This window comes from Nostoc sp. CmiVER01, from assembly GCF_034531135.2.
Taxonomy (GTDB): domain Bacteria; phylum Cyanobacteriota; class Cyanobacteriia; order Cyanobacteriales; family Nostocaceae; genus Nostoc.
Genome location: NZ_JAVRBU020000018.1, coordinates 21,895 through 33,214, shown reverse-complemented (window position 1 = coordinate 33,214; position 11,320 = coordinate 21,895). Strand labels below are relative to the sequence as shown.

The following is an 11,320-nucleotide window of genomic DNA, read 5'->3' as shown; positions in this document are numbered from 1 at the left end:
CTATAAGATACCAGTCTATACCGAGAAACTCTACAATGAACGCTGCGCTAAAACAGTTTATAACTAATTAGTGAATATTCAGAAACTCAGCAAAAACTGCTAGCGTCAAACAAAGGAAAATATCATTGTGGACGTTATAGTTTGAAAACCCGTTCTAATTACTGGCAACTGCTGCCTTATATCCGGCTCCAGTGGCGAACCCTCACCAAAGGACTTATTGGTATCTTGGGATACGTGCTGGCAACATTAGTGTTGATAAATATTGCCGGTAAATTGGCAACTCCTTTTGCCCAAGGTAATGTAGTAGCGATCGCTCAAATAACTGGCAGTTGTGCTTTAGTATTTCTTGTCAGAGGCTTGTTTCAGTCTATACAAGATATGTACATGGCAAAAGCTGCTTTGCGAGTTGCTTTTCATCTCCGTCAACAAGTCTACACACATCTTCAAAAGCTAAATCTCAGCTATTTTGAAACGGCAAAAGCTGGTGATTTATCTTACCGCCTCACCGAAGATGTTGACCGAGTTGGCGAAGTGGTAAATAAAGTATTTCACGACTTTATCCCCTGCATTTTGCAGTTGCTAGCAATTCCGATTTACATGATTTATCTGAATTGGCAACTGACATTAGCAACAGTGATAGTTGCACCACTGATGGGTATTTTAATTGGCTGGTTTGGGGAACGCTTGAGCAAATATTCCTTAAAAAGTCAAAATCGCGTTTCAGGTTTATCAGCCATCCTTGCGGAAGTTTTCAACGGTATTCGTTTGGTACAGGCTTTTGCTGCCGAAAATTACGAAATTGCCCGCTTTGGCCATGAAGCAGAATGCAGTCTGAAAGCCAAATACTCAGCCGAACGCCTGAAAGCGATTCAGATTCCTATTGTTGGATTTCTGGAAGCCTTAAGTGCATTATCGTTACTGATTGTAGGAGCGTGGCAAATTTCCCAAGATAATTTGACAGTGGCGAATTTTTTCAGTTATCTAGCGGCGGCGGCGCTGTTAATTGATCCTATTGGTCATACTACTAATAACTACAACGAATTTAAACAGGGTGAAGCATCTGTTGATCGTGTTTTTGAATTGATGGCAATTCAGCCAACGGTGATCGAAAAGGTAAATGCGATCGCTCTCCCGCCAGTTAAAGGCAAAATAGAATATTGTCATATTTCCTTCGCCTATAAACCGGGTGAAGCTGTATTAAAAGATATCAGTTTATTGGTATCACCAGGTGAAGCGATCGCTCTTGTGGGTGCTTCTGGTGCTGGTAAAAGCACATTCGTGAATCTTTTACCCCGTTTTTACGACCCGGAAGTTGGTCAAATATTAATTGACGGCGTTGATATTCGAGATGTCAAGCTGCATAGTCTGCGGCGACAAATTGGGATTGTTCCTCAAGAAACCATTATGTTTTCCGGGACAATTGCTCAAAATATCGCCTTTGGACAAGATGTTTTTGATATAGAAGCAGTTGAAGAGGCGGCAAAAATTGCTAATGCCCATCAGTTTATTACCAAACTGCCAGAAGGTTATCAGACTTGGGTGGGTGAACGTGGGGTAAACTTATCAGGTGGACAAAGACAAAGAATTGCGATCGCTCGTGCTGTTCTGCTTAATCCCCAAATCTTGATTCTTGATGAAGCGACATCAGCATTAGATTCTGAGTCAGAAGCACTGGTACAGGAAGCACTGGAAAGACTGATGGAAAAACGGACAGTATTTATTATTGCTCACCGTTTATCGACAGTTAGGAGGTGCGATCGTATTTTAGTTCTCGAACAGGGTCAAATTGTCGAATCGGGAACTCATGAAGAATTATTAGCCCTAGAGCGTTGCTATGCGCGGTTTTATGCCCAGCAGTTTAGTTAGCCAGATTAAATACTCGTTAGCTTATTACCCAAATCTAACAATCCTCGCTTCGTTGCTATACCGTCTCGGAATAAAATTCCAAGGCTAATAGCTAAAGCTCTCTAAAGCGGACTGAGTAGATGATTCTAGTCTACTGAAGTGGACTTAAGCTATCAGCCTGGAACTTCAGTTCCGGGCGGGATGTCAGTAAACACGACTATTTAACTTTGACTACCCTTTAGACTGAATTGCCTTAATTAAGTCATAAAAAGGTTGCCAATTATCTTCCTGAGCAATTGATTCCCAAATAGATTCAATCACAGGTCTTAATAATGCCGTTTTGGGATTATTAACAGCTAGAGTTTGGGTAATTATATCGATGCAATTGCTCTCCAAATCATTCAAAATTTTATGATACAGTATGCACCAATCATCAAAAAATCCTGACGCACCCGGTACTGGCACAATATCTGAACTATTCATTACAAAACCTGGATCATCTCGCCATTTCGATGAAAAAGTCCGAGCCATTTCATAAAAGAATTGGTGATAACCAACTTGGCTATCTTTCAAAAATTCAACAGTTAGATTCAACAGTTCCCCAGCTTCTGGATGTGGTAAATTTTCAAAACCTAACTTTTTCAACATCAAAGAACTGTATTCAGCTTGATAATATTCATCAAACATTGCTAATCCAGCTTCCATTTCCTCTTTATCGATAATCGCCTTTAAAGGTTCTTGGAGCATTTGTAAATTTAACTGACAAATACTTGGTTGATTACCGTAACAATAGCGCCCATAATAGTCAAAATATGCAGCTATAAAGGATGGGTTATAAGTTGGGATAAACGCGTAAGGGCCATAGTCAAAACTCTCTCCCGTAATTGACATATTGTCAGTATTTAGAACTGCATGACAAAAGCCAGCCGCCATCCACTGCGCTACTAGTTTTGCAACTCGTTTCACTAGTTCGGCGTAAAACAAGGCATATTTATTTTGTTCAGCACTTAAGTGTCGATAATACTGCTCAATTACATGGTCTAATAACTTCTTAGTTAAATCTGGACGCTGGAAAAAATGCAGTCGCTCAAAAGTGCCAAACCGAATATGAGAGCTGCTCATTCTAATCATCACACATGAGCGAGTAGGCGAAGGTTCGTCGCCTCGCCAGAGGGGTAAACCTGTTTCAATCATGCTCAGACAGCGCGAGGTACGTACACCCAATTGGTGTAATGCTTCCGCAGCCAGAACTTCCCGTACCCCACCTTTAAGCGTCAGCATACCATCGCCACCACGAGAGTAAGGCGTTCTTCCAGAACCTTTCGTGCCAAAATCGTACAATTCGCCATCAGTGGCGCGTACTTGCCCGTAAAGGAAGCCTCTACCATCACCTAACTGTCTGTTATATTCACCAAATTGATAGCCGTGGTAACGCAGCGCCAACAAGGGTTTACGCCCCTGAAATTTGCCAAAAGCTGTGATAAAATCATCATCTTTGACTAGTTGGGGATCTAAACCCAAGCGGGGTAGTAGTGCATCGTTGCGCCAACGCAAGAGGTGTTGAGGAAATTCCTCTGCTGCAACCTCATCGTAGTAGTCATCGCCTAGAGATTCCAAGGCGCTTTCGTAGTTGAGGGAGAGAAAAGGATTGCTAGAATTTTTGTAGTTTGTAGTTTCAGCCAGAGTCATTACGAGCAAAGCTTAATTCATTCTTCCCTTAATACTAGCTCTGGCTTTGGCATCAGCATAGACGCAAAAAGCGACCCATATCTAAAATATGGCAGCGCCCCCGTTAAAATCTAGAGCGCATAATGGATAAAGTTTTGCAATTAAAAAAAAACTTAACTCAATTAGCTATTTTAGACGCTACATTTGAGGTTTTTGGCTCAGAATCACACCAATATCAATTTAAACCTTGCTTGAGTGACAAGAATATTCAAGTGTTTGAATCTAAATATAATATTACGTTACCAAGTGAATATCGAAACTTTCTCTTAGAAATTGGTAATGGTGGTGCAGGGCCAGGATACGGCTTATCTGGACTATCGGCAATTGAATCTAAAGATGTCATCTCAGAAAAACTATACCCTGAAAACTACGAAATTCTCTCTAAATCATTTCCTTTCACAAAAGCATGGAATGATTTGGATTTAATGGTTAAGAATAATACAGATTTTGTTACCAATAATGATGACTACTTCGACAAGAAATTTATCCAGGGTACTCTCACCATTACAAATTATGGTTGTGGAATTTATGCGGTGTTAGTCGTTACTGGGGAGCAGTCAGGAAAAATTTGGATAGATGACCGTACTAATGATAACGGGATATATCCTGCTTCTTTGAGCTTTTGTCATGCTTTCCATGACATCAACCCTGATGATTCTTATCCAAATAGCAATGAGGAGCAGCCTTTAAGTTTTTATGATTGGTATGAAGACTGGCTCAACCGAAGTTTGGATCAAATCCGCCAGTCTTCCGAAACTTAACCTTAATTAAATAAAAACTCCGTTTTATTTTTTAGTTTGTGGTGCTGGTGCAGTAACTGCTGTTGGATTTGATGTTGGTTGTGATGCTTGTGAAGATATAATTTGTTTCACTTGCTGGTTATAAGTTTGCAAAATTGATTGAACCTGTTTCTGTTGATCTGGATTCAGATTCAAAGATGTTAACACTGTTCTGATTCTCTGACGAGATTGTAGCCCTGCCTTAAATTTAGTAGTTTGGGACGGGTTTAATAGAGCCTGAATATCCTTATCTCTTTGCTGACGGGCCGCTTGGATTTGTAGGCGCTGTTGACTTGTTAGTTTGATTTTTTGATGTGATGCAGGACTAGTCTGAGTTTTTAAGGCTGGTGGTGTAGTGGTGGGATTTGAAACTGGTTGTGCTAAGACACTTCCGTGTAAGATGGTAGCAAAAGTAAAGATAGCAGAAAGGACAGATAAGCGCTTTATAGAATTAATAGACATCTTGAAAAACTCCTCAATCATTTAATAGAATCGGGCACATCGGCTTCAGCAAACCTTGATAACTGATCCAATTAGCGAATAAAGATTACTATTGCATTTGGTTGTGGAGTTGTTGTGTATTTATTATGAATTTTCTATGAATTGATAGATGCTTATAGCTAATTTAATAAACTCATGAGAACGAAGCTATTGCATAATTGTAAATACTGTAGTTTGAACAATTTTCACCAAGCAAAAATGAGAATTTTAGCAAATTTTAAGCATTATTCACCCTATATAATTGCCTAATTGTCGTTTACAAGTAATATTTACAAATAAGTAAATTCTTAATTATTTATAGTAATTTAAATATTTTCACAATATATAGCAGTTTTTAAAATTTAGGTACTTGCCAATTAGGATTGATAAGACTTGTCATAATATGATCTTCCCATTGCCCATTAATCAATAAATAATCTCTAGCATATCCTTCAATGACAAAACCTAGTCTTTTGAGTACATTGCCACTACGTCGATTGTGAGGCATGTAATTAGCCATGACTCGATGAAAATTTAACTCCTCAAAAAGATATTGAATGGCGGCTTTTAGCCCTTCTGTCATATATCCTTTCCCTTGTTTACTCTCAGCAAGGCTATATCCCACATAGCAAAAATGAGCGGCTCCCCGGACAAAATTACTAAAATTTACAGTTCCAATAATTACGGTAGGATTTTTTTTGGTAAAAATAAATAACTTTAACGATTGACCATTAATAAATTCTAGAAAATTGCTCTCTATCTGATACTGCCAATACTCTTCAGTGAAAAACCCATCAACCCAAAGAGGGTAAAATGGAGTTAGATAGGTTTTGTTATGAATAAAGTATTTAAGAATTTGGGGTATATCTTCATGGATAGCCGCTCGTAAGAACAGGCGATCGCTTGTAATTAGTGGCAGTTCGGATATCATAAATTACTTAATCGGCAAAATCTCTTCCTAAAACATTCTCTAGATTTTAAATTCTCTCATACCGTGGTTTAGCAGCAGCCAAGGCAAATAGAATTCGCACACCAATTGCATTGCTTAATGCCCAATGCTTAATCTATGAGTATTTTTACTGGTAATCTGCCATTCAACCAAAATATTGATAAGCTGATGTCTAATATCTAGAGCGGAAGGATTGAGAGCCAATGGGTGATAAAGCACAGTAAACGGCATAACTTCGATAAAATCGCTTTGCCCAAACGCTGTACCGCAGGAAATTCAACCAAAATACAGCTCAAGATTTAACCCAGTCTACAAGAAGGATAGTGATGTGGTGGGAATACGCTACGATTGGCAGGAATTAGAGATTCGGGCGATATACAACACGCCATTGCTAGAGCTGATTTATCAAGCTGCTAGCGTGCATCGCCAATATCATGACCCAACAAAAATACAAGTTTGTAAGCTTATATCTATCAAAACCGGGGGTTGCCCAGAAGATTGCAGTTACTGTGCCCAATCTTCCCGCTATAAAACAGAGGTAAAGCCGGAAGCACTCCTTGAAAAGGAAACGGTAGTTAACATTGCTCAGAAAGCGAAAGAAACTGGTGTTAGTCGCATCTGCATGGGTGCTGCTTGGCGCGAAGTGCGGGATAACTCCCAATTTGAGGAAGTCCTGGAAATGGTCAAGGATGTAACCGCAATGGGTTTAGAAGTGTGCTGCACTCTGGGTATGTTGACAGCAAATCAAGCCAGGAAATTGGAAGAAGCGGGACTTTACGCCTACAACCATAACTTAGATACCTCGCAGGAATATTACAGCACAATTATTACCACGAGAACTTATAGCGATCGCTTGAATACAATCAAGAATGTACGTCAGACAAATGTTACTGTCTGTTCCGGCGGTATCCTGGGTTTGGGCGAAACTGTTGATGACCGAGTTGGGATGTTACAAACTCTGGCAAACTTACATCCGCATCCAGAGTCTGTGCCAATTAATATTCTTTCACAAGTACCAGGCACACCTTTAGAAAATCAGCCTGATGTCCCCATTTGGGATATTGTACGGATGATTGCCACAGCCAGAATTTTAATGCCAGCTTCCGATGTGCGTCTGAGTGCAGGTAGGGCTAGACTTTCTCAAGTTGAACAAGCTTTCTGCTTTATGGCAGGAGCCAATTCTATCTTTTCTAGCGACGACAACAAAATGTTGACAGTGACTACTCCCTGTCCAGATTATGATAGCGATCAAGAAATGCTGAATTTACTCGGTTTGGGAATGCGTCCACCTTCCCAAAGACAAGAGAAGGTGGCAAGTCCGGCTGTTGTGGGATAAATCTCTTTTTGTAGGATGGGTGTCTAGCCCGTCCTTAGTAAACTGAGGGCAGGCAAGATGCCCGCCCCACAAGGGCCTTGGTTAAATTATCTTGGCAGTCCGTAGACCGAACAGCAGACCGACAGCCAAACCAAAGAACAAAGCTAAAAATCCGATGTAAGCTGCAATCGCAAACATTTATTTTTCTCCACAATACTTCCTAAATCTATTGAATCATTAGTCATTGGTCATTGGTCATTAGTTATTCTCCCCACACTCTCCACTCCCCACTCCCCACTAGCCAGATTGCGATACAATACAGCCCACGGGCGCTTGTTTAGGGGTTGGGCAATGACTTCTGTAATTAATGTAAATTTACCAGAGCAGTCTTATGAGATTGCGATTTCACCTTCGAGTTTAGATCAACTGGGTCAACAGATGGCCAGTCTGAAGCTAGGCAAGAAGGTATTACTTGTTTCTAATCCTACTATTTTTAAGCATTTTGGGGAAAGAGCAATTACATCTCTAACATCTACTGGATTTGAAGTTGCTAGCTGTACCCTACCACCAGGGGAACGCTACAAAACCCTCAATTCCATCCAAAAACTTTACGATATCGCCTTAGAAAACCGCCTAGAACGTTCCTCTACAATGGTGGCTTTGGGCGGAGGTGTAATTGGCGATATGACTGGCTTTGCAGCCGCAACTTGGCTGCGCGGCATTAATGTTGTCCAAGTTCCTACCACTCTCTTAGCGATGGTGGATTCGGCAATTGGTGGCAAAACTGGCGTGAATCATCCCCACGGCAAAAACTTGATTGGGGCATTCCATCAACCGCGTTTGGTTTTGATTGACCCAGAAGTATTGAAAACTCTACCTATGCGTGAATTTCGCGCCGGAATGGCAGAAGTTATTAAATATGGTGTAATTTGGGATGCCGAATTGTTTGCCCAGTTGGAAGCAAGTAAACGCCTCGACCAACTCCGCTATGTAAAACCTGAACTGATACACGCCATATTAACGCGCTCTTGTCAAGCTAAAGCTGATGTTGTTAGCAAAGATGAGAGAGAAGGCGGATTACGGGCGATTCTCAACTATGGACATACTATCGGTCATGCAGTGGAAAGTTTGACTGGTTATCGTTTAGTAAATCACGGTGAAGCGGTGGCCATTGGTATGGTAGCAGCCGGTCAAATTGCTGTGGAATTGGGAATGTGGCAAAGTGTTGACACGGAACGTCAAAATTCTTTAATTCAAAAAGCAGGTTTACCGACTAAGTTACCGACTGGGGTAGATATTGAAGCAATTATTGACGCGTTGCAGTTAGATAAGAAAGTCAAAGCGGGGAAAGTGCGGTTCGTTTTACCAACAGAGATTGGTGTAGTAACAGTTACCGATGAAGTGCCATCAGATATCATTCGGCAAGTGTTGCAGGGAATGTGAAAAATTTGAAGAAGAATTCAGGAGTCAGAATAAAAATTAGTTACTCTGTGCTTCAAATTACGAATTACGAATTAATGAATCATGATACTCCAAGCCAAGAATCAATTAACCTTGCAAGAGTTTTTAAATCTTTCACCAGGTGAGGGAGATATAACTTATGAACTTGTTGATGGGCAAGCAATTCCTAAAATGTCACCAAAAAAATTCCACTCTAAACTTACCCGTGCCCTTCTGAATTTAATTGAGCAATGCTGTGAGGGTCAAGGAGAAGTTTGCCCAGAATTAGCTGTCGCATTAACCCGTCGAGGGCGAGACTGGATGCCAATACCAGATATTTTATATATTTCTAATGGACGTTTACCCCTTGACTGGGATCAAGAAGGAGCATGTTCTGTTCCTCCTGATTTAGTGATTGAGATTATTTCCCCAGGGCAAACCTTTGGACAAATGGCAGCTAAAGCCAAAGACTATTTAGATGCCAAGGTGTTGCGGGTGTGGGTGGTAGATAGTAAAGCGAGAAGCATTACTGTTTTTTATCCAGATGCAGCACCACAAACTTATATGGGAGAAGAATTACTTAAAGATTCTTTATTTGAGGGATTGGAATTTACTGTTGAGCAAGTGTTTCAAAAGGCAAAAATACCATTAGACACCGAATAGTAAACTTTTTACATTTACCATAATTCTTTATCATCTCAAAGCCCATCAAAATTTTAATCGGCGGTTACTACTCAAACTTTTATATCTTTAGTCAGCAACGCCCTATTTTTGAGGCTGCGGTTCTTTCTGCGATCGCTGCTGGCTATTTGTTGGTTGCAGTTTGTAAAATAAAGCTGGTAGCGTAGCTTTGCGGAAAGCACCGCAGTAGTGCATAGTCATAACCGCCTTAAAAGCCCAATGGTCTGATGGCACATCAGTAAAGGGATTTGGCAAAGTTTCTGCTTGATTATGAACACAAGCATTTAAAACTTGATTCGATCTTGCTGGAGTGTCGGTAGTAGGTTCTTGAGATTTAACAGGGGTTACAAAGCTACTAGTAGCTAGCACTACAAGTGTTGCCAAAAGTTTGGAGTTCATAATTTGAGTTTTCTAGGGATGACTACCCTATGTTAGTTCCCAGGCTGTTGCCCAGGAACTAGAATAAACTTGCTAAGATTAAGCATTAGAAAACATAGTAAGCATTACTAACATAACAACTAATGCACTAATCCAAAGAGCTAACGATCCCCAACTAACTGAATCTTTTTGTACTCTTTGCCAGAAATTGGTAACTAAGTTATTCCGAATTGCCATTTTATAACCTCCAATTTTTATTAAACTTGCACTGATTCAATTAATTAAGTTTGGATTGAGTAAATAAAAGTTAATTTTTAGGGATATCAGCCTTTATTTACTGAATCCCAGAGATTAACCAACAGAGATTGAAATTAATTCATGCAGCCAGTGCCAATGCATTTATCTCAACGCATTACTAAAATCTAAAAAACGCACAAAAATTTACAAAAAGATATTTGTTGATGCTTAAATTAATTTTCCCATACGTAACTGTTTACACTCCAAAATTTGGTAATTTTGAGAAAATTCTTAACGTTATCTTAACTATGTATAAAAGTTAATGTTTTCAATCACAAACTACTTAAGTATTGACAATGTTTCGCTTTGACTCGTGATTTATCTAGACTTGAAAATATATAACTAACAGGAAAAAGGCAGGTAAATAATGGTGCAACAAATAAGACATAATGAACCGCAGTATATCTGTATAATTCCAGTTGAGAGAATTACAGCCAACCAAGACGAAGAAATCATGACCTTTGGTGCATCAGCTGACGAGGCAAAAAAACATGGTGAAGAATTGTTAGCATCTACCTATGGTTGTAATCAATCACAAGTTTTAGAATTAATCCAGCAAGCACGAATTGAAGCAATAGCTCAGTGGTGTGCCCCTCAAGAGCGCAGAGCCATATAAAATCAAGGTGGTAATACCAATTCACAATGGGCTTCGCCCCGCTACGCTAACGCAATGGGCAACTCTTGGAGACGCTAAAAGCGAACGCCCCGCTATGCTAACGCAATTAAAAAACTTAGATACAGCAATGCTTTCAAGGTTTACATCTGTATCAGATTTTTCGTTAAATGATATAACTCGCACTGAACGTGAACAGGCGATGTCTACAACAAGCTATGCCTACGCATGAGGTAGTAAAGGCACTGAAATAGAAAAATTAATATAGAGAAGTGTAAAAAACAGCGCTGCACTACTAACTATATGCTACCTTTCAAAACTCTGCTACGTGTCCGACACTATGAGATGGACGCCCTTGGACATGTAAATAACGCCGTATACCAAAATTATCTAGAACAAGCGGCCATTGAGCATTCAGAATACCTGGGCTTAACTTTGGATGTATATCGGCAAGTAGGTGGCGTATTTGTCATGCGGCGAGTGGAAATTGACTATTTACGCCCAGCTGTAGCAGGCGATACCCTAGAAGTCACTACCTGGTTGAAGGAAATGCGTGGGACTCGTGCCTTGCGATGCTACGAAATTCGTAAACAAAACCAAGATAATTTGTTAGTTACGGCAGAGGCTCTATGGGTTTGGGTAGATGCACAGACAATGCGCCCACGACCAATTCCCAGTGTCATGTTAGACAAATTTTTGCAAATCCAAAACCCAGGTGTTACAAACTAAAAATGGTTTGTTATTCGCCATTTAATGAATCTTAATTCTTCTAATGAAAACAAATGATTGATTTTTTACCCAGGTAATGATGACGA

The 11,320-nt window shown here is 40.1% G+C and carries 13 protein-coding genes; 8 read left to right on the top strand and 5 right to left on the bottom strand.

Features of this window, described 5'->3' with window-relative positions; genetic code table 11:
- The first annotated feature begins 141 nt into the window (after positions 1-141).
- Positions 142-1,866 (top strand): ABC transporter ATP-binding protein, encoded by a 1,725-nt coding sequence (locus RMZ43_RS27990; protein ID WP_322654231.1) that lies wholly within the window; start codon positions 142-144, stop codon positions 1,864-1,866.
- 210 nt (positions 1,867-2,076) lie between these two features.
- Here the strand turns inward: RMZ43_RS27990 and RMZ43_RS27985 are convergent, their stop codons facing one another.
- Entirely contained in the window at positions 2,077-3,534 is a 1,458-nt protein-coding gene (locus RMZ43_RS27985) for a protein adenylyltransferase SelO (protein ID WP_322649465.1), read from the bottom strand.
- A 122-nt stretch (positions 3,535-3,656) separates the two neighbouring features.
- Here RMZ43_RS27985 and RMZ43_RS27980 point away from each other — a divergent pair, with 122 nt between their 5' ends.
- Entirely contained in the window at positions 3,657-4,334 is a 678-nt protein-coding gene (locus RMZ43_RS27980; RefSeq protein ID WP_322654232.1) for an SMI1/KNR4 family protein, read from the top strand.
- Between the two features lie 24 nt (positions 4,335-4,358).
- Here the strand turns inward: RMZ43_RS27980 and RMZ43_RS27975 are convergent, their stop codons facing one another.
- Positions 4,359-4,814 (bottom strand): hypothetical protein, encoded by a 456-nt coding sequence (locus tag RMZ43_RS27975; RefSeq protein ID WP_322649463.1) that lies wholly within the window; start codon positions 4,812-4,814, stop codon positions 4,359-4,361.
- Positions 4,815-5,187: 373 nt separating this feature from the next.
- Positions 5,188-5,763 (bottom strand): GNAT family N-acetyltransferase, encoded by a 576-nt coding sequence (locus tag RMZ43_RS27970; protein ID WP_322649462.1) that lies wholly within the window; start codon positions 5,761-5,763, stop codon positions 5,188-5,190.
- Positions 5,764-6,109: 346 nt separating this feature from the next.
- Here RMZ43_RS27970 and bioB point away from each other — a divergent pair, with 346 nt between their 5' ends.
- Positions 6,110-7,117 (top strand): biotin synthase BioB, encoded by a 1,008-nt coding sequence (bioB, locus tag RMZ43_RS27965; protein ID WP_322654233.1) that lies wholly within the window; start codon positions 6,110-6,112, stop codon positions 7,115-7,117.
- A gap of 81 nt (positions 7,118-7,198) precedes the next feature.
- Here the strand turns inward: bioB and petL are convergent, their stop codons facing one another.
- Complete coding sequence (petL, locus tag RMZ43_RS27960; RefSeq protein WP_109007553.1) at positions 7,199-7,294, bottom strand: cytochrome b6-f complex subunit PetL; 96 nt, start codon at positions 7,292-7,294, stop codon at positions 7,199-7,201.
- A gap of 153 nt (positions 7,295-7,447) precedes the next feature.
- Between petL and aroB the strand changes: the two genes are divergently transcribed.
- Positions 7,448-8,539, top strand: a complete 1,092-nt coding sequence (gene aroB / locus RMZ43_RS27955; protein ID WP_322654234.1) for a 3-dehydroquinate synthase — start codon at positions 7,448-7,450, stop codon at positions 8,537-8,539.
- 81 nt (positions 8,540-8,620) lie between these two features.
- The gene (locus RMZ43_RS27950; protein ID WP_322649459.1) at positions 8,621-9,199 is read left to right on the top strand and encodes a Uma2 family endonuclease; all 579 of its coding nucleotides are present in this window, start codon (positions 8,621-8,623) and stop codon (positions 9,197-9,199) included.
- 102 nt (positions 9,200-9,301) lie between these two features.
- Here the strand turns inward: RMZ43_RS27950 and RMZ43_RS27945 are convergent, their stop codons facing one another.
- Positions 9,302-9,616, bottom strand: a complete 315-nt coding sequence (locus RMZ43_RS27945; RefSeq protein ID WP_322654235.1) for an S-layer protein — start codon at positions 9,614-9,616, stop codon at positions 9,302-9,304.
- Positions 9,617-10,259: 643 nt separating this feature from the next.
- On the opposite strand from RMZ43_RS27945, the gene RMZ43_RS27940 reads away from it, so the two are divergent.
- The 3 genes from RMZ43_RS27940 to RMZ43_RS27930 all read left to right on the top strand — a co-directional run bounded on the left by RMZ43_RS27940 (position 10,260) and on the right by RMZ43_RS27930 (position 11,234).
- Positions 10,260-10,508, top strand: a complete 249-nt coding sequence (locus RMZ43_RS27940; RefSeq protein WP_322654236.1) for a hypothetical protein — start codon at positions 10,260-10,262, stop codon at positions 10,506-10,508.
- Positions 10,509-10,515: 7 nt separating this feature from the next.
- On the top strand, positions 10,516-10,737 hold the full coding sequence (locus tag RMZ43_RS27935) for a hypothetical protein (RefSeq protein ID WP_322649456.1): 222 nt from the start codon (positions 10,516-10,518) through the stop codon (positions 10,735-10,737).
- A gap of 71 nt (positions 10,738-10,808) precedes the next feature.
- Positions 10,809-11,234, top strand: a complete 426-nt coding sequence (locus RMZ43_RS27930) for an acyl-CoA thioesterase (protein WP_196529058.1) — start codon at positions 10,809-10,811, stop codon at positions 11,232-11,234.
- Positions 11,235-11,320: the final 86 nt, after the last annotated feature.

Excerpts from the sequence above, each read along its gene's own strand:
- petL (WP_109007553.1), bottom strand. The coding sequence starts at position 7,294 with ATGTTTGCGATTGCAGCTTACATCGGATTTTTAGCTTTGTTCTTTGGT.
- RMZ43_RS27975 (WP_322649463.1), bottom strand. The coding sequence starts at position 4,814 with ATGTCTATTAATTCTATAAAGCGCTTATCTGTCCTTTCTGCTATCTTT.
- RMZ43_RS27980 (WP_322654232.1), top strand. The coding sequence starts at position 3,657 with ATGGATAAAGTTTTGCAATTAAAAAAAAACTTAACTCAATTAGCTATT.
- RMZ43_RS27985 (WP_322649465.1), bottom strand. The coding sequence starts at position 3,534 with ATGACTCTGGCTGAAACTACAAACTACAAAAATTCTAGCAATCCTTTT.
- RMZ43_RS27930 (WP_196529058.1), top strand. The coding sequence starts at position 10,809 with ATGCTACCTTTCAAAACTCTGCTACGTGTCCGACACTATGAGATGGAC.
- RMZ43_RS27940 (WP_322654236.1), top strand. The coding sequence starts at position 10,260 with ATGGTGCAACAAATAAGACATAATGAACCGCAGTATATCTGTATAATT.
- RMZ43_RS27945 (WP_322654235.1), bottom strand. The coding sequence starts at position 9,616 with ATGAACTCCAAACTTTTGGCAACACTTGTAGTGCTAGCTACTAGTAGC.
- RMZ43_RS27970 (WP_322649462.1), bottom strand. The coding sequence starts at position 5,763 with ATGATATCCGAACTGCCACTAATTACAAGCGATCGCCTGTTCTTACGA.
- RMZ43_RS27950 (WP_322649459.1), top strand. The coding sequence starts at position 8,621 with ATGATACTCCAAGCCAAGAATCAATTAACCTTGCAAGAGTTTTTAAAT.
- aroB (WP_322654234.1), top strand. The coding sequence starts at position 7,448 with ATGACTTCTGTAATTAATGTAAATTTACCAGAGCAGTCTTATGAGATT.